General features: G+C 58.0%; 22 protein-coding genes. 14 read left to right on the forward strand and 8 right to left on the reverse strand.

Annotated features, from left to right (window positions below; translation table 11 throughout):
- Positions 1–18: 18 nt before the first annotated feature.
- The 6 genes from WBR25_RS10260 to WBR25_RS10285 form a co-directional block, all read right to left on the reverse strand.
- On the reverse strand, positions 19–240 hold the full coding sequence (locus tag WBR25_RS10260) for a DUF2835 domain-containing protein (RefSeq protein ID WP_033136823.1): 222 nt from the start codon (positions 238–240) through the stop codon (positions 19–21).
- A gap of 70 nt (positions 241–310) precedes the next feature.
- A complete protein-coding gene (gene pepN / locus WBR25_RS10265) occupies positions 311–2935 on the reverse strand; it encodes an aminopeptidase N (RefSeq protein WP_236271444.1) in 2625 nt (874 codons plus the stop codon).
- Between the two features lie 143 nt (positions 2936–3078).
- On the reverse strand, positions 3079–5094 hold the full coding sequence (gene prc, locus WBR25_RS10270) for a carboxy terminal-processing peptidase (protein WP_005351922.1): 2016 nt from the start codon (positions 5092–5094) through the stop codon (positions 3079–3081).
- 8 nt (positions 5095–5102) lie between these two features.
- A complete protein-coding gene (proQ, locus tag WBR25_RS10275) occupies positions 5103–5741 on the reverse strand; it encodes an RNA chaperone ProQ (protein WP_005351923.1) in 639 nt (212 codons plus the stop codon).
- A 102-nt stretch (positions 5742–5843) separates the two neighbouring features.
- Entirely contained in the window at positions 5844–6302 is a 459-nt protein-coding gene (locus WBR25_RS10280; RefSeq protein WP_005336610.1) for a GAF domain-containing protein, read from the reverse strand.
- Positions 6303–6395: 93 nt separating this feature from the next.
- Complete coding sequence (locus WBR25_RS10285; RefSeq protein WP_429103233.1) at positions 6396–6857, reverse strand: hypothetical protein; 462 nt, start codon at positions 6855–6857, stop codon at positions 6396–6398.
- A gap of 281 nt (positions 6858–7138) precedes the next feature.
- Here WBR25_RS10285 and ccoN point away from each other — a divergent pair, with 281 nt between their 5' ends.
- From ccoN to ttcA, 11 genes are all read left to right on the forward strand, one after another.
- Entirely contained in the window at positions 7139–8563 is a 1425-nt protein-coding gene (ccoN, locus tag WBR25_RS10290; protein ID WP_005360548.1) for a cytochrome-c oxidase, cbb3-type subunit I, read from the forward strand.
- 16 nt (positions 8564–8579) lie between these two features.
- Positions 8580–9194 carry a cytochrome-c oxidase, cbb3-type subunit II gene (gene ccoO / locus WBR25_RS10295; RefSeq protein WP_005336618.1) on the forward strand — a complete coding sequence of 205 codons (615 nt, stop codon included), beginning with the start codon at positions 8580–8582 and terminating at the stop codon, positions 9192–9194.
- 10 nt (positions 9195–9204) lie between these two features.
- Entirely contained in the window at positions 9205–9384 is a 180-nt protein-coding gene (locus WBR25_RS10300; RefSeq protein ID WP_005336620.1) for a CcoQ/FixQ family Cbb3-type cytochrome c oxidase assembly chaperone, read from the forward strand.
- The gene (gene ccoP, locus WBR25_RS10305) at positions 9384–10367 is read left to right on the forward strand and encodes a cytochrome-c oxidase, cbb3-type subunit III (RefSeq protein ID WP_019446377.1); all 984 of its coding nucleotides are present in this window, start codon (positions 9384–9386) and stop codon (positions 10365–10367) included. Before WBR25_RS10300 ends, ccoP begins: the two co-directional genes overlap by 1 nt.
- A gap of 140 nt (positions 10368–10507) precedes the next feature.
- Positions 10508–11008, forward strand: coding sequence for a FixH family protein (locus WBR25_RS10310; protein ID WP_043820362.1), 501 nt, complete (start codon positions 10508–10510; stop codon positions 11006–11008).
- 86 nt (positions 11009–11094) lie between these two features.
- Complete coding sequence (locus tag WBR25_RS10315) at positions 11095–13479, forward strand: heavy metal translocating P-type ATPase (protein WP_236353195.1); 2385 nt, start codon at positions 11095–11097, stop codon at positions 13477–13479.
- A gap of 138 nt (positions 13480–13617) precedes the next feature.
- A complete protein-coding gene (ccoS, locus tag WBR25_RS10320; protein ID WP_005336630.1) occupies positions 13618–13806 on the forward strand; it encodes a cbb3-type cytochrome oxidase assembly protein CcoS in 189 nt (62 codons plus the stop codon).
- Positions 13790–14476 (forward strand): sulfite exporter TauE/SafE family protein, encoded by a 687-nt coding sequence (locus WBR25_RS10325; protein WP_042054997.1) that lies wholly within the window; start codon positions 13790–13792, stop codon positions 14474–14476. Before ccoS ends, WBR25_RS10325 begins: the two co-directional genes overlap by 17 nt.
- A gap of 68 nt (positions 14477–14544) precedes the next feature.
- Entirely contained in the window at positions 14545–15300 is a 756-nt protein-coding gene (locus WBR25_RS10330; RefSeq protein ID WP_005351934.1) for an FNR family transcription factor, read from the forward strand.
- 151 nt (positions 15301–15451) lie between these two features.
- Entirely contained in the window at positions 15452–16399 is a 948-nt protein-coding gene (gene uspE / locus WBR25_RS10335; protein ID WP_005345417.1) for a universal stress protein UspE, read from the forward strand.
- A gap of 74 nt (positions 16400–16473) precedes the next feature.
- Positions 16474–17382, forward strand: a complete 909-nt coding sequence (gene ttcA / locus WBR25_RS10340; RefSeq protein WP_005336634.1) for a tRNA 2-thiocytidine(32) synthetase TtcA — start codon at positions 16474–16476, stop codon at positions 17380–17382.
- 102 nt (positions 17383–17484) lie between these two features.
- Here the strand turns inward: ttcA and WBR25_RS10345 are convergent, their stop codons facing one another.
- Together WBR25_RS10345 and WBR25_RS10350 are read right to left on the reverse strand one after the other, a co-directional pair.
- Positions 17485–18171 carry a DUF2987 domain-containing protein gene (locus tag WBR25_RS10345; RefSeq protein WP_429106692.1) on the reverse strand — a complete coding sequence of 229 codons (687 nt, stop codon included), beginning with the start codon at positions 18169–18171 and terminating at the stop codon, positions 17485–17487.
- A gap of 16 nt (positions 18172–18187) precedes the next feature.
- Positions 18188–18925: a DUF2189 domain-containing protein gene (locus WBR25_RS10350; RefSeq protein ID WP_279504758.1), complete on the reverse strand. Its 738-nt coding sequence runs from the start codon at positions 18923–18925 to the stop codon at positions 18188–18190.
- 201 nt (positions 18926–19126) lie between these two features.
- On the opposite strand from WBR25_RS10350, the gene potA reads away from it, so the two are divergent.
- The 3 genes from potA to potC are packed head-to-tail and all read left to right on the forward strand — an operon-like array spanning position 19127 to position 21871.
- Positions 19127–20230, forward strand: coding sequence for a spermidine/putrescine ABC transporter ATP-binding protein PotA (gene potA / locus WBR25_RS10355; RefSeq protein WP_005351940.1), 1104 nt, complete (start codon positions 19127–19129; stop codon positions 20228–20230).
- Entirely contained in the window at positions 20217–21104 is an 888-nt protein-coding gene (potB, locus tag WBR25_RS10360) for a spermidine/putrescine ABC transporter permease PotB (protein ID WP_005351941.1), read from the forward strand. The genes potA and potB overlap by 14 nt, the downstream gene beginning before the upstream one ends.
- Complete coding sequence (gene potC, locus WBR25_RS10365; protein ID WP_005336644.1) at positions 21101–21871, forward strand: spermidine/putrescine ABC transporter permease PotC; 771 nt, start codon at positions 21101–21103, stop codon at positions 21869–21871. Before potB ends, potC begins: the two co-directional genes overlap by 4 nt.
- Positions 21872–21917 lie beyond the last annotated feature (46 nt).

Raw genomic sequence — 21917 nt, forward strand, 5'->3', positions numbered from 1 at the left:
TAATCTGTTCGATTTTTGTTAATTTATGCGTTCGAGGCTGATAAAGCGGTAATCGTCCTGGGTTTTCAGCCGAAAATAGCCATGCACACCATTGATGGCGACAAAGGGGCGTATTTTTTCTATGCCAAGCTCCAGGGTCAATCCCTGTTCGCTGCGCACCACCAGCCGTCTGGCATGGCCCTGATACATCAGCATCACCTCGTCACTGCTCAATGAGAGCCGAAAAGTAAACTGCTTCACGCTTGCTCCTGATCACACGACAAATCACACGATAGGGGCAGGCGCATTAACGCCCCTGCCCCGTCGACACTTACTGCTGCAGCGCCTTGCTTACCTTCTCGAACAGATCCCGTGCCAGCCCCTCAAGGTTGGCAAGACGGGTCAGCTCGGCGCGGATCAGCGCCTTGCGCGCCTCATCCAATCGCTTGAACTGGATAAGCGGAGTGATAAGGCGGGAGGCCACCTGCGGATTGACCTCGTTGAGCTCGATCAGCAGATCGGTCAGGAAGCGGTAACCGCTGCCATCCACCGCATGGAACTGCACCTGATTGCTCATGGCGAAGCTGCCGATCAGCGCTCGCAGCCGATTCGGATTGCGAATGCTGAAAGTGGGGTGACTCATCGCCTGTTTCACTTCACTCAGCACATCGGCAGCCGGTTTGCTGCCAATCAGCCGCAGCCAGTTGTCCAGCACCAGTCCATCCTTGGCCCACTTGCCCTCGAAATCGGCCAGCAGCGCGGCGCGGCATGGCAACAGATAGCCGTTGGCCACCTGCAGTGCCGCCAGGGTGTCGGTCATGTTGTCGGCAGTTGCATACTGCTCGCGCACCAGCGCATCGGCATGCTCCGCATCAAGCGCCGCCAGATAGCCGAGCACTACCCCTTTGAGGGCCCGTTTGGCCATGTCGGCGTGCACCACCTGATAACCATTCAGACGCAGGCTCTGATAGGTTGCCGCCAAGCGCGCACCAAAGGCCTCGGCAAGACGGGTATGGATCGCGTCGCGCACCTGATGGATGGCATCGATATCGGCCACCTCGAACAGCTCGGCCAGGGTCGCCTCACCGGGCAGCGCCAGGATCTCCGCCTTGAGGGCCAAGTCCAGATCGTTGTCGTCCAGAATGGCGACGAAGGCGGCCAACAGGGTTTGGGAGAGCTCAACCCCCTGCCCGTGCTGGACCCGTGCCACCCCGTCGATGACCGCTTTGTTGATCAGCATCTGGGCCGCATCCCAGCGGGCAAACTCGTTGCGGGCAAAGCGCATCAGGAAGGCGAGCGCTTCATCGCTGTAGTCATAGTGCAGCTTGACCGGCGCAGAGAAGTCCCGCAGCAGGGAGGGAACCGGTTTGACGGGCACTTGATCGAATTCGAAGGTCTGCTCCGCTTCCAGCACGTCGAGCACGTTGCCGATGGCCTTGCCCTGATACTGCAACGAGATGACGGCACCCTGCTCGTCATAAAGCTCGATATCGAGAGGGATATGCAGCGGCAGCTTTTGCGGTTGATCCTGAGTCGGCGGGGTATGCTGGCTCACATGAAGGCGATAGATACCGCTGGCGGCATCATACTCGTCGGTCACGGTCAGCTCGGGGGTGCCGGACTGACTGTACCAGCGGCGGAAACGGCCAAGATCGACACCGGACGCATCCTCCATCGCCTGCACGAAATCATCGCAAGTAGCGGCCGAGCCGTCGTGACGCTCGAAGTAGAGACGCATACCGGCCTGGAAGGCATCTTCCCCCAGCAGGGTGTGCATCATGCGGATCACTTCCGACCCCTTCTCATAGACGGTCAGGGTGTAGAAGTTGTTCATCTCGATCACCACATCAGGGCGGATCGGGTGTGCCATGGGGCCGGCATCTTCGGCAAACTGCGGGCCGCGGACGGTACGCACGTTGTTGATGCGGTTGACGCCACGGGAGCCCAGATCGGAGGAGAACTCCTGATCCCGGAACACTGTCAGCCCCTCTTTCAGGCTGAGTTGAAACCAGTCACGACAGGTGACGCGGTTGCCGGTCCAGTTGTGGAAATATTCGTGACCGATCACCCGTTCGATGCCGTGGTAGTCGCTGTCGGTGGCGGTGGCCGGATTGGCCAGCACGAACTTGGAATTGAAGATGTTAAGCCCCTTGTTCTCCATGGCGCCCATGTTGAAGAAGTCCACCGCGACGATCATGTAGATGTCGAGATCATACTCGAGACCGAAACGCTGTTCGTCCCAACGCATGGAGTTGATGAGGCTCTCCATGGCAAAACCGGCGCGATCGAGGTTGCCCTTGTCGACGAAGATCTCGAGGGCCACTTTGCGGCCACTTTGGGTGGTGTAGTGGCTGCGCTCCACATCGAAATCACCGGCAACCAGCGCAAACAGGTAGCTCGGTTTGGGGAAAGGATCCTGCCACTGCACGAAGTGACGGCCGCCATCCAGATCACCGCAGTCGACCTTGTTGCCATTGGAGAGCAGGAAGGGGAACTGGGCTTTGTCGGCGGTAATGCGGGTGCTGTAGCGCGCCAGAATATCGGGGCGATCCAGATAATAGGTAATGCGGCGAAAGCCCTCAGCTTCACACTGGGTACAGTAGGCATCACCCGATTTGTAGAGCCCTTCCAGCGCGGTGTTGGCGGCCGGATCCAGCAGGGTGACAATGGTGAGCACACATTCGGCCGGCAGGTTGAACAGGGTCAGACTGCTCTCGCCTTGCTCGTAGTGGTCACAGGGAATGCCATCAATGGCAACGCTCTTGAGGGTCAGCTGCTCACCATCGAGGACGAGCGGCGCATTGTGCTCGCCGTTGCGACGAATGCGGGTGATGGCGGTGACCTGGGTCAGCGGCTCCTGCAGTTGGAAATCGAGGTCGATGGTGTCGATCCAGTAGAGCGGCGCCTGATAATCCTGGCGATATTTGGCCGTCATGGCCTGGGAGTGATCGGTCATTATTGTCTGCTTCCACGCTTGTTAAAGGCGAGAAAGAGGCTGTCACAACCAACTGGCGGGGTCAAACAATTTGCATTACGTCAGATACGCCAGACAAAAAGAAAGGGCGACCGCAGTCGCCCTTGTGCATTGGAGGTGCCTTGTCAGCTGCGTTTGCTGACCTTGGCCAGATCTGCCGTGATATTGGCCGCTTCGATGAGATACTCATCGGGCGCTTCGAAATCAGCGGGCAGTTCATCCAGACTCTTCACCGCCGGCTTGCCAAGACGTGCCAGACGCTCGTTGGTACGTTTGAGCGCTTTCTCATCCTGTTTCGCCTGCTCTGCAACACGCTCCGCCTCGTTGAGGGAGACCGACTTCTTGTCTTTCTCCTCCTTGTAGTCGGCGATGTCCTGCATCACATAGGCAAACTCGGGATCCTTGGCGATCCGGGCATCGTGCGCCGCCTGCAACTTGGGCAGCACGCTGGCGAAGTTGCCGAGTTTCTCGTAGTTGGCGGAGGCAATCTTGTCCCACGGCAACGCATTGAACTCACGGCTTTCGCCCGTCTCTTCCGGAGCAACCGGTGTCGGGAAGCTGATATCCGGCGCAACGCCCTTGTTCTGGGTGCTGCCACCGTCGATCCGGTAGAACTTGGCGATGGTGTACTGCACGTGGCCGAGCGGCTGCTCGTAGAAGTCATAGACCTTGGCCAGGCTGCGATGCTGCTGCACCGTCCCCTTGCCGAACGAGTTTTCACCCAGGATCAGGGCACGGCCATAATCCTGCATGGCAGCAGCGAAGATCTCGGAGGCCGAGGCACTGTAACGGTCGATCATCACCGACATGGGGCCGCCGTAGTAGACGTTGCCATCGTCATCGCCATTGACCGTGATACGGCCCATGTGATCACGAATTTGCACCACGGGACCGCTGGCAAAGAAGAGACCGCTCAGGGCGGAAGCTTCGGTCAGGGCGCCGCCGCCGTTACCGCGCAGATCAATGATCAAGCCATCGATCTTCTTCTTGTTGAGGCTGGAGAGCTCCTTGATCACGTCATCGTGCAGATTGACGTAGAAACTCGGGATCTCGATGACACCAATCTTCTTGCCTTCGGCGTTAATCACCTTGGACTTGGCAGCCCGATCTTCAAGGCGCACCTTGTCGCGGGTCAGCTCGATCTGCTCGGTCTTGGCAGTTGCGCCCTTGCCGCGCTGGATCTCCAGCTTGACCTTGCTCCCTTTGGGCCCCTTGATGAGCTCGACCACGTCATCAAGACGCCAGCCGATCACATCGACAATCTTGCCATCTTCCTGCCCCACCCCGGTGATCTTGTCATCGGGCTTGAGGTGGTTGGATTTGGCAGCCGGGCCACCTGGCACCAAAGAACGGATGACGGTAAAGTCATCTTCCGCCTGCAACACGGCACCAATCCCCTCCAGCGAGAGGTTCATCTCGGTGTTGAAACGATCGGCACTGCGCGGTGAGAGGTAACTGGTGTGCGGTTCGATGGCGCGAGCGAAGGAGTTCATGAAGAGCTGGAAGACATCCTCGCTCTCGGTCTGGGACATCCGCTTGATGGCGTTGTTGTAACGCTTGCCAAGCAGCTCCTTGATCTCGGGCCACTCCTTGCCGCTGAGCTTGAGACTCAGGGCATCGAACTTGACCCGCTGACGCCACAGCTCGTTGAGCTCTGCTTCATCTTTGGGCCAAGCCGCCCCTTCCCGATCAAACACATAGTTGTCGGTCTGGGTAAAATCGAAAGGAGTATCAAGCAGTTTGAGGGCGTATTCGAACCGCTCATAACGCCGCTGCTGACTCAGGTTGAACATCTCGTAGGCGGGAGCCAGACGGCCTCTTTCGAGGTCGGTGTCAAAACCGTTACGGTACTTTTCAAAACGGCTGATATCAGAGGCCAAAAACAGGTTGCGGCTGTAGTCCAGATTCTCCAGATATTTATCGAAAATCACGGAGGAAAAGGCATCGTCCAGCTTGAACTGTTTGTAGTGCGAGCGGGTAAACAGATTGGTAATTCGCTTGCTGGCCGTAGCATGTTGGCTCTCTTGAGCCAACACAGGCAAATCACTCTCCTTGAGCACCGGCTCGATGGCCTGTGCAAGCCCGGCAAGCGCCAGGCTACAGGCAACGAGGGAAAAACGAATTACGCCATGCTTCAACATTTGTCTCCTTAGAGAACCAAGTGCTCTGATTTGACCCGCACCATCATGCCGGTCTGCAGTTGGACCTGTACATCGTCCTTGGTTACTTCCTTGATGGTTGCCGGAACCGGGAATTTACCCATAACGACGCGCACATCCTGGCCCACTTTCAGCGTAGCGGCATCCACTTTAACCAGCGGAGCGTCAGCGACCGGTGCCTTGGCGGCAGCTTTCGGCTTGGCAGCTACATCAGCTTTCTCGGTTTTGCGCACAGCAGGACGACGGGGCTTCTTGGCCTTCTCATCCTTCTCTTTGGTATTGGTACGACGGCTGGCGAATACGCGCTCTTTGCTCTCTTTCAGAGCTTGCTTGGCGTGCTCGATGTGCTCTTCGGTCAGCAGCTCGCCCGGGTTGCCATCCAGATCAACGCGAGCCTGGCCAGCTTTGAGACCGTGCAGGTAGCGCCAGCTGGAGGTGTATTGACGCAGTGCGGAACGCAGCATGGTCTTGGAGACTCTGGCATCGTCAGCAAGACGCTCGGCCAAATCCTGGAAGATGCCAATCTTGAGCGGCTTGGCCTCTCCTTCAGCAACGAAGCAGGCCGGGAATTTCTCGACCAGGTAGGCAACGATCTCTTTACTGTTCTTCAGCTTCTCAGTGTTTTCCATGTATAACCTTGGCTTTCATATAAACGCACGGGCACGTCCCGAGCACAACAAAGGCCCCATTATAGAGAGCTTGGGGCCTTTTGCGAACCATCTAGCAATGACTTAGAGCATGCTTTCCAAAATTTGCACCGTTTCTTCGAGGCCAATCCGGTCTTGCTGGTCGAAACGGTTAAAAATCGGACTGTCGATATCGAGTACCCCGATGATCTCGCCACCACGGCGCACCGGGATCACGATTTCCGAGTTGCTCGCGCCATCACAAGCGATGTGACCATCGAACTGGTGGACATCGTCAATGAGCTGGGTTCTCCCCTCTGCCACTGCCGTACCACACACCCCGCGGCCGACCGGGATCCGCACGCAGGCCGGTTTGCCCTGAAATGGCCCTAATACTAGGGTCTCACCCTGCAACAGATAAAAACCGACCCAATTGATCTCCTCCAGCTCCTGATTCAGCAGCGCGGAGAGGTTGGCAAGATTGGCAATAAGATCGGTTTCCCCCTCCAGCAGCGCCTTGGCCTGCTGGTTGAGGGTGCGATAAAACGGTTGTTTTTCAATCATGATTAAATGAACTTCACTCCCTGATGGTTTGGGGAAGGTAACGCCTGGCCGGGAAATTTCAAATATTTTTTCCACTCCCCGCCCCTTGCGCCGTTATTCCCGGGCAACGGAAAGCGCCAATTGCTGGCGTTGACCATTACTCCACTCGATATTTAACAACCAGATCATGACGGGTGATGTACAGCTCCCCACCTGGGTTACCCCCTGCCACTGTCCGTCTATTTGCTCAAAACTCACCGGAATGGTGCCCATAAACATATCTTTGCCTTCGAGTGTCGCTTTCACCGGTTTGATGGCCGGATCGCCGCCGGTAATAGCGATGGCAAAGTCATGTTCGGCGCGCAGCGGTAATTCCTTGATGGCGACCGTCAGCAGCTTGTCACCAATCAGCGCGCTGCAAGGGGTGTGGGAAAGATCACAAATCTGATCTTTTTTCTGGTCAGCAGAGACGCTTTGATCGGCCGAAAACCAGGTGCGATAGGCCATCAGCGCCAATAACAGCGCCAATACCAGTACGAGGTGCAAAACTTTACGTGCGGTAAGTCTCTCTTTCATCAAAAACAGCCCGATTAAGATGCAATTAAAATAGTTTTTTGTGATCTCGAACAAGGTAAAAAACCGCCATATCGAGACCGGACGGAGCCAAATATATCACTGTTTATACTGTTATTTTACCTGTCACTTCAGTATCATTCCCATGCAGTTTTCATTTAGCCATCTTTTGCTTTTCCTTTCGTTAACAGATGTTAACAACTGGTCGGCGGTGGCTGATGAAGCCAGTCCGGTTCTCCGGATACAAAACCAAACAACAGCAGCATCGGAAGCGGAATATAACGATGAGCCATACAACTAACCATCCTGAGTACAACTACACCGTTGTTCGCCAGTTTACCGTCATGACGATTGTCTGGGGAATTGTCGGCATGTCGGTTGGCGTACTGATCGCAGCCCAGTTGATCTGGCCTGCCCTCAACTTCGAGACCCCGTGGCTGACTTACAGTCGTCTGCGGCCCCTCCATACCAACGCAGTGATCTTCGCCTTCGGCGTCAGTGCACTGATGGCCACCTCCTTCTACGTGGTGCAGCGCACCTGTCAAACAAGGCTGTTCGGTGGCCCGCTGGCAACCTTCGTCTTCTGGGGCTGGCAAGCTATCATCCTCTCTGCCGCCATCTCTCTGCCGCTGGGTTTCACCTCCGCCAAAGAGTATGCCGAGCTGGAGTGGCCGATTGATATCGCCATCACTGTGGTATGGGTCGCCTATGCCATCGTCTTCTTCGGCACCCTGATGAAGCGCACCACCTCCCACATCTATGTGGCGAACTGGTTCTTCGGCGCCTTCATCATCACCGTTGCGGTGCTGCACATTGTCAACAACATGGAAGTGCCCCTCTCCGGCATGAAGTCCTACTCCATGTACTCCGGCGCCATGGACGCCATGGTGCAGTGGTGGTATGGCCACAACGCGGTAGGCTTCCTGCTGACCGCCGGTTTCCTGGGGATGATGTACTACTTCGTGCCCAAGCAGGCCGGTCGTCCGGTTTACTCCTATCGCCTCTCCATCGTCCACTTCTGGGCGCTGATCTCCCTCTATATCTGGGCCGGTCCGCACCACCTGCACTACACCGCACTGCCTGACTGGGCCCAGTCACTGGGCATGGTGATGTCCCTGATCCTGTTCGTACCCTCCTGGGGCGGTATGATCAACGGCATCATGACTCTCTCCGGTGCCTGGCACAAACTGCGTTATGACCCCATCCTGCGCTTCCTGATCGTCTCCCTCTCTTTCTACGGCATGTCGACCTTCGAAGGCCCGATGATGGCGATCAAAACCGTCAACGCCCTCTCCCACTACACCGACTGGACCGTTGGTCACGTGCACTCCGGTGCGCTGGGCTGGGTTGCCATGGTCTCCATCGGTGCCGTCTATCACCTGATCCCGAACCTGTTCGGCCAGGGCCGGATGTACAGCGTCAAGCTGATCAATGTTCACTTCTGGCTGGCGACCGTGGGCACCGTGCTCTACATCGTTGCCATGTGGATTTCCGGCGTGATGCAGGGCCTGATGTGGCGTGCAGTCAACGAAGACGGCACCCTGACCTACAGCTTCGTTGAAGCGTTGCAGGCATCCTATCCCTTCTATTTCGTGCGCTTCCTGGGTGGCTGCTTCTTCGTCACCGGCATGTTGCTGATGGCTTACAACGCCTATCGCACCATCACTGCGCCCAAAGGTTCTCTGGAACCTGTCGCCCAGCCAGCATGATTGAAGAGGTCACCCCATGAGCAACAATAACCGTCACGAAATATTTGAAAAGAGCGTTCCCATGCTGGTGGTCGGCATCATCTTCGCCATCAGTCTGGGGGGCCTGGTTGAAATCACTCCGCTGTTCTTCCAAAAGCAAACCACCGAGCCGGTGGAGGGCCTCAAGCCCTACACCGCTCTGCAGATGGAAGGGCGCGACATCTTCATTCGCGAAGGCTGCACCAACTGCCACAGCCAGATGATCCGTCCGTTCCGTGCCGAAACCGAGCGTTACGGTCACTACTCGGTCGCCGGTGAGAGCGTATGGGAGCACCCCTTCCTGTGGGGCTCCAAGCGTACTGGTCCGGATCTGGCCCGTGTTGGTGGCCGCTACTCCGACGAGTGGCACAAGGTTCACCTGATCAACCCGCGCGATGTGGTACCGGAATCCAACATGCCCGCCTACCCCTGGCTTGATACCAATGTGCTGACCGGTGAGATGACGGCCAAGAAGCTGGCGCTGTTCCGCGATCACTTCGGTGTGCCCTATACCGACGCCGATATTCAGGGTGCAGGCGAAGCCGTGAAGGGTAAAACCGAGCTGGATGCGCTGGTGGCCTATCTGCAATCACTGGGTCATGCCCTGAAATAAGGAGGCGAAGATGGACTACGGCACATTTCGCGGTCTGTATACCCTGCTGTTGATGGCCATCATGATTGGCATCATCGTCTGGGCCTATAGCAAACGCCGCAAGACCTCTTTCGACGAGGCTGCCAATCTGGTTTTTGCCGATGATGAGCAACCCGGTGCTGATAAAAAGAACGCAGGAGCGAAACAATAATGAGCACTCTGTTTAGCATTTTTGTGACTGTCATCAGTCTGGGAACCATCCTCGGCTGCTTCTTGCTGCTGATGTGGTGCCGCAAGGACAAGATGGGTGTTGAAGAAGGCAAATCGATGGGGCACTCCTTCGATGGCATCGAGGAGATCAACAACCCGCTGCCGAAGTGGTGGACTTACATGTTCCTCTTCTTCATCGTCACCGGTCTGGTCTATCTGATCGCCTTCCCGGGGCTTGGCAACTTTAAAGGCCTGTTGGGCTGGCAAAGTTCCAACCAGGACGTGCGCTCGCTGGCCGAGTCCAAGGCTGCAACCGAATCGGCCAAGGCTGAAGGTCGCGCGGTGGAGTATGACCGTGAGGTCGCCAAGGCTGACGAGATCTACGGCGCCAAGTTCCGTGAACTCACCTATGAAGCGGATGGCAAAACCTATCGTGCCATCACCGAGATCGCCAAGGATCCGGAAGCCCTGAAAGTGGGTCAGCGTCTGTTCCTGCAGAACTGCTCCCAGTGTCACGGCTCCGATGCCCGTGGTGGTCGCGGCTTCCCGAACCTGACCGACAGCGAATGGCAATGGGGCGGCCAGCCTGATCAAATCAAGACCACCATCATGGGCGGTCGTCAGGGGATCATGGCGGCCTGGGGTGAAATCCTCGGCAAAGATGGCGTTCAGGAAGTGGCCTCCTATGTGCTGAGCCTCTCCGGTCGCAAGGTCGACCTGGTGGAAGCGAAGAAAGGTGAAGCACGCTTTGCCATCTGCGCTGCCTGCCACGGGGCCGATGCCAAGGGCGGTGTTGCCGTCGGTGCGCCAGACCTGACCAACAACACCTGGCTCTACGGTGGCTCCCGCGAAGTGGTGGTGCAAACCATCACCCACGGTCGTCACGGCGTGATGCCAGCTTGGAAAGACATTCTGGGTGAGGACAAGGTTCACCTGCTGGCCTCCTACGTTTACAGCCTGTCTCATCAACAGTCTGCCAAATAAGGTTCGCCCGTAACGTTGTAACATGTGATAAACACGTGATTACACAGCAAAAAGCCTCGACTCCTCGAGGCTTTTTGTTATCTTGTGTTGCGTAAAAACCATCTTCCACGTTAATCATTCGTTTCATGGCAGTAGCAATCATGACCCAACCTCTATCTAAACCGTGGTATCGCCAATTCTGGCCCTGGTTTATCATCGCCCTCCCCACTGCCGCCGTGGTCGGCAGCATCGCCACCGCCATCATCGCAAGCAAGGATGGGGTCAATCTGGTGGCCGAGGACTATTACAAACAAGGGAAAGAGATCAATCAGGACTTGAGCAAGTTTGACCGCTCCGAAGCGCTCAATATCCGCTTTGGGCTGGAGGTTGACGGCAACGAGCTGACCCTCAAACCCATCAGCGGTGACATTCCTGCCGGGCAAGCTCTCTATCTCTCATTGTTCCACCCGACCTTGGCCGGTCAGGACAGCGAACACATGATCACCGCCGATGCGAGCGGCACCTATCGCCTCCATTTCGACAAGCCGCTGGTCGGCAAGTGGCACATTCGGGTCGATGCCTTTGATCACGAGTGGCGATTGCAAGAGACCGTCCAGCTGCCCACCCTGGCCCCTGTCGAACTCGACCCGAAAGGACGCTAAGCCATGACCGGCTGTTCTCACTGTGGCGAGCCGGTGCTCGCCAGCGCCCCTGCTGCTTGCATTCTGCATTCAGGGGGAGATAAAGCATGACCCCCTGCTTTCACTGTGGCGAGCCGGTACCCGCCAATAGTGGCTATTCCCTCGAGATAAAGGGGATTGTTCGCCCCATGTGCTGCCCCGGTTGTCAGGCGGTGGCGGAAACCATCATGGAGTGCGGCCTCGCCAGCTACTACGATCACCGCACCGCCCCCGGCACCAAGGGGGATCTGGTACCCGAAGAGCTGGCCGCCCTCACCCACTACGATCTGGCAGAAGTGCAACAGGAGTTTGTCACCGACAGCGGTACCCTTCGCGAAATCCAGCTGACAGTTGAAGGGCTCACCTGCGCCGCCTGTGCTTGGCTTATCGAGCGCCACCTGATGACCCTTGGCGGCCTGCGCTACATCAACGTCAACACCACCACCCACCGGGCCCGCATCAAGTGGGATCCGGACCAGCTCTCCCTGAGTGACATCCTCAAGGGATTTGCCCAGATCGGCTATCGCGCCTATCCGTTCCAGACCCATCAACAGGAGGCGCTCTACGCCAAAGAGGTGCGCAGCTATATGTTCCGGCTGGCACTGGCGGGGCTTGGCTCAATGCAGGTGATGATGTGCGCCGTGGCCCTCTACATGGATCTCTTCATCAGCGTTGAAGATGAGTTCATGGTCTACTTCAAGTGGATAAGCCTGCTGCTCTCCACCCCCATCATGATCTACTCGGCCCAGCCCTTTTACGTGGGTGCCTGGCGCAGCCTGAAACAGGGTCACTTGTCGATGGATGTGTCGGTGTCGCTGGCGCTGATCGGGGCTTTTATCGCCTCCATGTGGGCCACCGTGTTCAATACCGGTGAGGTCTATTACGACTCCATCACCATGTTCGTCTTCTTCCTGCTGCTGGGGCGCTTTCTCGAGTTGCGGGCCCGACGCAAGGCGTCGGAATCGAGCTCCAACCTGGCGCGACTGGTGCCCATCATGGCGACCCGCATCGATGATGAAGGGGAGCATGAGGTAGCGGCCAAGACCTTGCAGGTCGGCGATCGGGTACGGGTGCTTGCTGGCGCCACCTTGCCGGCGGACGGCATCATTATCGAAGGACAAGCCAGCCTCAACGAATCCATGCTGACCGGTGAACAGCTGCCCCTGCTCAAACAGCGCGGTGATCAGGTCTATGCTGGCACCATCAACACAGATGCCCCGCTGCAGATCCGGGTCAGCCACCGTATTGAAGAGTCGCGGATCGCCCAGATCATGCGGCTGCAGGATCATGCTCTCGACGATAAACCGGCCATCGCCCAGATGGCGGATCAGCTGTCGCGCCACTTTATTCTGGTGCTGCTGATCATTGCCGCCGCGGTCTGGACCTTCTGGCACTTCCATCAACCGGATCAGGCGTTCTGGGTCACCCTCGCCGTGCTGGTTGCCACCTGCCCCTGTGCCCTGTCACTCGCGACCCCGACGGCGCTGACCTCGGCCACCGCCAATCTGACCCGCAACGGCATTCTGCTGCGCCGTGGTCATGTGCTGGACGTGCTGACCAAGGCAAACCGGATCGTGATGGACAAGACTGGCACCCTGACCACAGGTGAGATCAGTCTGACGCAGACTCAGGCGTTGGCCGACCTTGACGTGGCCCACTGCCTCGCCATCGCCCGGGCCATGGAGGCGCAATCCGAACACCCCATTGCACGCGCCTTCCGACTGCCCGCCGACAGCATCGCCGTGTTGCCATCCGTTCGCGAGTTCACCCCGGTCATCGGTCACGGCATCACGGCGCTGGTGGATGGAGTACGCTACCGCATCGGCAGTGCCCGCTGGCTTGGGCTGGAACCAGCGCAAGAATGCGGCCGCGGTCTGGCTATCTATCTGGCCGACGAGCAGCAGGTCTTGGCCCGCTTCAATCTGGAAGATACCCTGCGCCCCGATGCCAGGGCGCTGATCGCGGCATTCAAGGCGGCAGGTCTGCAAACTACCGTGCTGACTGGTGACAGCTCTCTGCAGGCAGACGAGATTGCCCGCGAGCTGGGCGTGGATGAGCTGGTCAAGGGGGTCTCGCCCGATGGCAAGCTGGCGTACCTCAAGGCCCGGGAAGCCCAGGGGGATATCAGCATCATGGTGGGCGATGGCATCAACGACGCCCCGGTACTGGCCGGAGCTCACGCCTCGTTTGCCATGGCTGGTGGCACCGATCTGGCGAAAAACAGCGCCGATGCCATCCTGCTGGCCGATGACCTGAGCCGACTGCTCGAGGCCAGAGTGCTGGCAATGCGTACCCGCAAGATCATCATCGAGAACTTCGCCTGGTCCATCGGTTACAACCTGCTGGTGCTGCCGCTGGCAGCCTGCGGTTGGCTCCCCCCCTATCTGGCGGCGGCGGGCATGTCGCTCAGCTCACTCATCGTGGTAACCAACTCCATGCGCCTAAACCGATGAGGCTGGTGGCGGAAAATAGCTGAAAATGTGGCCTGCCTCCGATGCAGGCCACATTTCTCACTGATAGCGGCTGGCCCCCTGCCCGAACAGGGTTACCATAGGGGGCGCTTGCCAAGGATGAACGCCAAGGTACCTCTCATGAATATAATTTTTGTCCTGATCCCCATCGCCATCCTGTTTGTGATCATCGCCGGGGTCGTCTTCTTCTGGGCCATTCGCTCCGAGCAGTTTGAAGATCTCGACCGGCAGGGTTCCAACATCCTGTTTGACGAAGAGCAACCTGCCCACAAACCCGTAAAGCCTGCTGACCATGACCCACAACCTTGATCTGGCCGGCGCCCTGCTGGTCGGACTGGCAGGCTCTGCCCACTGTATTGGCATGTGCGGTGGCGTCTCCGCCGCGCTCTCCATGGCGATCCCCGCCAACAAGCAGCATTTTTGGGGGCGACTCGCCTATCTGCTCAACTACAACCTCGGCCGGATCCTGAGCTATGTGATTGCAGGTGCACTGGTGGGCGGCCTGCTCGCCACCACCAGCGAGCTGGGCGCAGGCAAACACGCCATCGCCGGATTGCGCTTGGTGGCAGCGTTATTGATGATTGCGCTTGGCCTTTATCTGGCGGGCTGGTGGCAAGGGATCTTGCTGCTGGAGCGGCTCGGCGCCAGACTTTGGCCCCGTATCAAACCGCTGGCGGGCAAATTTATCCCCTTCACATCACCTGTGCAGGCACTGCCCTTTGGCATGGTGTGGGGCTGGCTCCCCTGCGGGCTTGTTTACTCCATGCTGACCTGGAGTGCGGCGGCCGGTTCGGCCAGTGGCGGGGCGCTCATCATGCTCTTTTTTGGTCTCGGCACCCTGCCCACCCTGTTCGCGTTGGGCGGACTCGCCGATCGCCTGAGATACTGGCTCACCCTGCGCAGTTTGCGCCTTGGCGGTGCCCTGCTGCTCATTTTGTTCGGGGTGCATACCTTCTGGATTGGCATTGCTTCCTTTTGAAACCCTATCCAAAACGGATGAGTTAATGGTAAACTTGTTTGATATAAATCAATTATTCGTATGAGCCTATGATCCCGGAAAAGAAACCTGGCAGACGTATCCAGAGCGGTGGCTGTGCAATTCATTGCCAGGATTGCAGCATCAGTCAGCTCTGTATTCCCTTCACTCTGAACGACAACGAGCTTGATCAGCTGGACAGCATCATCGAGCGCAAGAAGCCGATCCAGAAGGGTGAAGAGCTGTTCAAGGCTGGCGATGAGTTCAAATCGCTCTATGCCATCCGTTCCGGGACCATCAAGTCTTACACCATCACCGAGCAAGGGGATGAGCAGATCACTGCGTTCCACTTGGCTGGTGATCTGGTCGGTTTTGATGCCATCAACAAGCAGGCCCACCCCTCCTTCGCCCAAGCGCTGGAAACGGCCATGGTATGCGAGATCCCGTTTGAAGTGCTCGATGATCTTTCCGGCAAGATGCCCAAACTGCGCCAGCAGATCATGCGTCTGATGAGCAGCGAAATCATGGGCGATCAAGAGATGATCCTGCTGCTCTCCAAGAAAAATGCCGAAGAGCGCCTCGCCGCCTTCCTGCACAATCTGTCGGTACGCTTCTCCGAGCGCGGTTTCTCCGCCAAGGAGTTCCGTCTCTCCATGACCCGTGGTGACATTGGCAACTATCTGGGTCTGACCGTCGAGACAATCAGTCGTCTGCTCGGCCGTTTCCAGAAGTCCGGTCTCATCAGCGTCAAAGGCAAATACATTACCGTGCTGGATCAGGTCGCGCTAGGCATGATGGCCGGTGCAACTCGCCCGCCCTGCGGCTGATTTTTCCGCTTACCCTCTCACTTTTTTCCTGCTTTCCCTGCCGGATCCTTTCCTCTGGAATGTGATCCGGTACGTTCCCCATACCCTCCTCCTGCGCTAAGCTGTAATGGCTAAGATTCTGCTGTCATTGGACTTTTCCAAGGAGGAGAAGATGGTCAAATATCAGAATATTCTGGTGGTTATCAATCCAGAAGAGGAGCGTCAAATCGCCCTCGAACGGGCAGTCAAAGTCGCCGAGCTGGACGAAAACGCCCATCTGACCCTGCTGCTCACCATCTATGACTTCTCGTATGAAATGACTGCCATGCTCTCGGTGGACGAGCGGCAAGAGATGCGCGACGGCGTCATTTCACAGCGACGTGAGTGGCTGGACGAGATCCTGACCCCCTATCGGGCACAGGGGATCGAATGCGAAGTGAAGGTTGTCTGGCACAATCGCCCCTTCGAGTGTGTCATTCAGGAAGTGCTTGAGCAGCGTCACGATCTGGTGGTCAAAGCCACTCACCATCACAGCTTCCTGCAAACCTTCATCTTTACCCCCACCGACTGGCACCTGCTGCGCAAATGCCCCTGTCCGGTGCTGCTGGTCAAGGAGGGTCACTGGCAACGGGGCGGCAACATCATCGCCGCCATCAACTGCTCAAGCGACGATCCGGATCAGAAACTGCTCAATGAACGGATCACCCAGGAGGGAAGCGACATCGCCGAACTACTGGGCTCCAACCTCTATCTGGTCAACACCTACCCGGGCACCCCGGTCAACGTGGCCATAGAGCTGCCGGAGTTTGATCCCAACGCCTACAACGAAGCGATCCGCAAACACCACGAAAGCCTGCTGCTCAGCCATGCCGACAAGTTCGGGATCGGTCATCTCTGGACCCGGGTAGCAGAGGGGCTACCGGAAGAGGTGTTGCCAGATATGGCCGAAGAGCTCAAGGCAACCTTGATGATCATGGGCTGCGTCGGCCGTACCGGGCTTTCTGCAGCTTTGCTCGGCAATACCGCCGAACATGTGATTGACCGCCTCTCCTGCGACATCCTGATCCTCAAACCGGCGGACTACAGCTGCCCGGTCGACAGTCGTCGCAATCAATCATAAGGTGCCTGGCACCTTGCCCTCCCCCGGGACATGGCTATAATAACGCGCTTATTTGTGTCCCGGGTTTTACGAGCATGCTAGAAGAGCTGAACGCCAAAGAAAAATACAGTTTTAACAAACTGCAGAAGCGCCTGCGGCGCAACGTGGGTCAGGCCATTGCCGACTTCAACATGATTGAAGAGGGCGACAAGGTCATGGTCTGCCTCTCCGGCGGCAAGGACAGCTTCGGTATGCTCGACATACTGATGAGCCTCAAAGCCAGCGCCCCCATCCATTTCGATCTGGTTGCCGTCAACCTGGATCAGAAGCAGCCCGGTTTCCCCGAGCATGTGCTGCCCGAGTACCTGGATTCCCTCGGCATCGAGTACAAGATTGTCGAAGAGGATACCTACTCCATCGTCAAGGAGAAGGTACCGGAAGGCAAAACCACCTGCTCCCTCTGCTCACGGCTGCGCCGCGGTATTCTCTACCGCACCGCCCAGGAGCTGGGTTGCACCAAGATTGCCCTTGGCCACCACCGCGACGACATCCTTGAGACCCTGTTCCTCAACATGTTCTACGGTGGCAAGCTCAAGTCCATGCCGCCCAAGCTGGTGAGCGACGATGGCAAGAACGTGGTGATCCGCCCGCTGGCCTACTGCAAAGAGAAGGATCTGATCCGCTACGCCGACGTCAAAGCCTTCCCCATCATTCCGTGCAACCTGTGCGGCTCGCAGGAGAACCTGCAGCGTCAAGCCATCAAGCAGATGATGCAGGATTGGGATCGCCGCTTCCCCGGTCGTATCGAGACCATGTTCACCGCCATTCAGGACGTGATCCCGAGCCACCTGCTCGATCACAAGCTGTTTGACTTCAAGAGCATCAACCGCGACTCCGGCATCATAGATGGCGGCGACAAGGCGTTTGATCCGCCCGAGATGCCGAAGGCGCCGCTGCTGGATATCGACGAGATGGACATGCTGGATGTGATTGAAGTGCGCTAAGCCGCGCTCACAGGGCAAACGCCACGCAATAAAAAAGGAGCGATCATCGCTCCTTTTTGCTTTCTGGATTGGCCTGTCACTGCGGTAACAGCGCGACCGATCTCATCCTTTATGCAGCCAGGGGGTCAGGCGCAACACGTAACCCTGCAAACGCAGTTGCCCAGTGGCGAACGCGGCCAGTTGCTCATTGCTAAGCAACAGATGGCCTTCCTCCCAGGGCAGCGCCTCCTGACGGGCACCATCAATCAGATAAGCTGTTCCGCTATGCTGCACCAGGGTAATCCGCACCCCTTCCATCTTCGGCAGGAAGTGCTTGCCGACCATGCCCGCCATCTTGTCGAGCAGCGACTGCATCTGCTGCTGACGGGCCGCCAGCTCGGCCAGCGGCAGCTCGGGTCCGTTCGGTGCGTCGGCCATCACCTGTACCGTCATATCGCAAGTGGCGTGCTCTTCTTTCAGGCCGACGGTCACGATCCCCTTGTCGAGGTTGAGATCCTCATCAAAAGGCAGTCGCAGTTCACTATCAACAGTTACCTCGCCCGCGACCTCCTTGGTGTCGGTTGCAACTTGGGCAAAGGTGAGGCCACAGCGCTGACCATTTTGCGGATCGGTCAGATAAAACCCCAGTCTGGCGTGACCAAACTCCCCTTTGGCAAAGGTCTTCATCTGGCTGTAGAAGGTGCTGTATTGCAGATCCAGCACCGGCTCAGCCAGCGCCAGCCCAGGCAGCAAGAGCGTGGCCAGCAGACTCTGGCGCACAGCCTTGGTCACTCCATATCGACGGGTCATTCAACGTCCTTTTGCATCATGCATTGAAATGGTTGGGGCCTTCTGTCACCTCGTTAACCTCTACCCCCACCCCGCAGAGATCCCGATAGAGGATCCCCTTGCAGTTGAAATAGAGCGGTGCCACCCAGATAAGCCCCAACCCCATGGGGATCAGAGCCAGGAAGAAGAGCGCGGTCATCACACCGTGGAACAGCACAATGCTGGGCCAGCCGCGTGCGAAAAGCTTGAGAGAGACCAGAATGGCCTGGGGCGGCGTCAGGCCACGCTCCAGCACCAACGGGACGGTAAAGAGCAGCCCCATGCCGATCAGGGCCGAGGGAATGAAAGAGAGTACGGCGGGCAAGCCCAGCAGATCGAACAGCGGGCCAAACAGGCTGGTGAGCAGACTGCCAAGCAGGCTCAACATGCCGAGGCGCACAAAGTGGCGGAAGAAGTCGAACACCTGGTTGGCCCGGGCACGCACCCCGACCGACTGCTGCAACCCCAGCATATCGAGGGAGCTGGTCATGGGGGCCATCACCACCGTCATCAGCAGGCTCAGCACCATGGCCACATTCATCTGGTTGTCGTCCCCCAGATAGGGCAACAGCAGCATATTGCTAAGCAGGATCCAGATCGCCGTCACCCCGACAATCGCCAGCAGCAGGCCAAATCCGGTACGGCGGGTCTGTTGCCATCCCTCCTGGATGACCCCTTTCAGATCAAGGCGGTAGCCCTGGTTCAGAGACTGCTCAAGGGAGCCGCCAATACGCATTTTATTACTCAATTGACTATCCAATATCGAAAACGACCAAATCAGGTGGCACATTATAGCGATTTGGTCTGCTATTCGTAGCCGTTTTTCCTGCGCACTTGCGGCTAATTCGGGCCAAAAAGCCTTTAATTTCATGTGTCGGCTGCATAGAATGCGGCCCTCTTTCAACACGATGGCCACTGGCTGGGGTGAGACTGGCGGATGATGAACAATCCACAGGTAATTGTCGCGCTGAACAAGATCAGCAAAAAATACGATGGCAAGGTGATCCTGAGTGACCTTGACCTTGAAATCTATGACGGTGAATTTCTTACCCTGCTGGGCCCTTCCGGCTGTGGCAAGACCACCCTGCTGCGCCTGCTGGCCGGGCTCGAATCGGTCGATGGTGGCACCATTCATCTGGCCGGTGACGAGATCACCCATATCCCCGCCGAACACAGGCACATCAACACCGTGTTCCAGAGCTATGCGCTCTTCCCCCATATGACGGTGTTTGAAAACGTCGCCTTTGGCCTCGAGATGCAGAAAGTACCGGCCAGCGAGATCCGCCAGCGGGTCGAGGAGACCCTCGCCATGGTGCAGCTCACCGAGCTGGCCAACCGCCGCCCGGATCAGCTCTCCGGCGGTCAGCAACAACGGGTCGCCATTGCCCGCGCCGTGGTCAACAAGCCACGCCTGCTGCTGCTTGACGAATCCCTCTCGGCGCTCGACTACAAGCTGCGCAAACAGATGCAGAGCGAGCTCAAGGCGCTGCAACGTCGCCTTGGCATCACCTTTGTCTTCGTTACCCATGATCAGGAAGAGGCGCTAACCATGTCTGATCGCATCCTGGTGATGGAGGGCGGCAAGATCATCCAGCGCGGCACCCCGCGCGATATCTACGAATCGCCAGCCAATCTGTTCGTGGCCCGCTTTATCGGCGAGATCAATGTGATGGATGGCAAACTGATCAGCCAGCGCGAGCCCGGTATCTGGCAAGCGGAGGTAGAGGGGCGCGAATGCCTGCTCCATACCACCTTGCCGTTCCAGCCAGACGACAAGGTGCTGGTGCTGCTGCGCCCGGAAGATCTGCGCATTCTCGATCAGGATGACGATCAGAGTGGCGCGCTGCGGGGCAATATCCGCGAGCGCAACTACAAGGGGGCGACGCTGGATTCGGTGATCGAACTCGAAAGTGGCAAACAGCTGCTTATCTCCGAGTTCTTCGACGAGGATGACCCCGACTTTGACTACCGTCTGGGTCAGGAGGTGGCGATCCACTGGGTTGACAGCTGGGAGGTGGTGCTGCCCTATGAGCCTCACTAATCTGCGGGTGCCGCACAGCTTTGCCCACAATGGCTTTCGCAACGGGGCCATCGCGCTGATCCTGGGCTGGCTGACGCTGTTTGTCTTCCTGCCCAACCTGATGATCATCGGCGTCAGCTTCCTGACCCGTGACGAGTCCGAGCTTATCGCACCGCTCTTTACCCTGAGCAACTATGGCCGCCTGCTGGACCCGCTCTATTTCGAGGTGCTGCTCCACTCCCTCTGGCTGGCACTGCTCGCTACAAGCATCTGCTTGCTGGTGGGCTACCCCTTTGCCTGGCTGCTGGCCCATCTGCCAGCGCGTATCCGCCCACTGCTGCTGTTTCTGGTGGTGGTGCCGTTCTGGACCAACTCCCTGATCCGCACCTATGCCCTGAAAGTGCTGCTCGGCACCCGGGGGCTGATCAATGGCTGGCTGCTGGATCTGGGGCTTATCGAGCGACCGCTGCAGATGATGTATACCGAGGTGGCCGTCATCATCGGGCTGGTCTATGTGCTGCTCCCCTTTATGGTGCTGCCGCTCTACTCCAGCATCGAGAAGCTGGATGGCCGTTTACTGGAGGCGGCGCGAGATCTCGGCGCCAACGGCTGGCAGCGGCTGGTGCGGATCATTTTGCCCCTCACCCTGCCCGGTATCATCGCCGGTTGTCTGCTGGTGTTCCTGCCCGCCATGGGGATGTTCTATGTCTCCGATTTGCTGGGGGGCGCCAAGCACCTGCTGATCGGCAACCTGATCAAGACCCAGTTCCTCAACAGCCGTGACTGGCCCTTTGGCGCCGCCATCAGCGTGATGCTGACGGTGCTGATGGCGCTGTTGGTCTACTGCTACTGGCGGGCAGGCAAGCTACTCAGCAAGAAGGGGGAGCTGGCATGATGCGCGCACTGAAAGCTCTGTTCCTGCTGCTGGTGTTTGGCTACCTCTATGTGCCCATCGGGGTGCTGATCGCCAACTCCTTCAACCTGTCGAAATATGGCATCGACTGGCGCGGCTTTACCCTGGGCTGGTATGAGAAGCTGTTTGCCAGCGCCAGCCTGATGCAGGCGGCCCAGCACTCCCTGACCATCGCCGCCCTCACCGCCACCGCGGCCACCCTGATCGGCACCCTCACCGCCGTAGCGCTGTTTCGCTACCGCTTTCGCGGCAAACAGTACGTGAGCGGCATGCTGTTTGTGGTGATGATGTCCCCCGATATCGTCATGGCCATCTCCCTGCTGACCCTGTTTGTAGTGACCGGCATTGCGCTGGGCTTCTGGTCGCTACTGATTGCCCACATCACCTTCTGCCTGCCGTTCGTGGTGATCACCGTCTACTCGCGGCTGTGCGGTTTTGATGTGCGGATGCTGGAAGCCGCGCGGGATCTGGGGGCTGGCGAGTGGATCATCCTGCGCCGCATCATACTGCCGCTGGCCCTGCCGGCGGTGATGGCGGGCTGGCTGCTCTCCTTTACCCTGTCGCTGGACGACGTGGTGGTGAGCTCCTTTGTGACCGGCCCGGCCTACGAGATCCTGCCGCTCAAGATCTACTCCATGGTCAAGGTGGGGGTCTCCCCCGAGGTCAACGCCCTGGCCACCCTGATGCTGGTCGCCTCCCTCGGGATGGTGCTGCTGGCGCAACTGTTACTGCGCAAACGGCAGGGTTAACCCTGCCCGTTTCGTCCCCGCCATCTTTGGCGAACTCTGTCACGGT

It is taken from the genome of Aeromonas sp. MTB, from assembly GCF_056632455.1.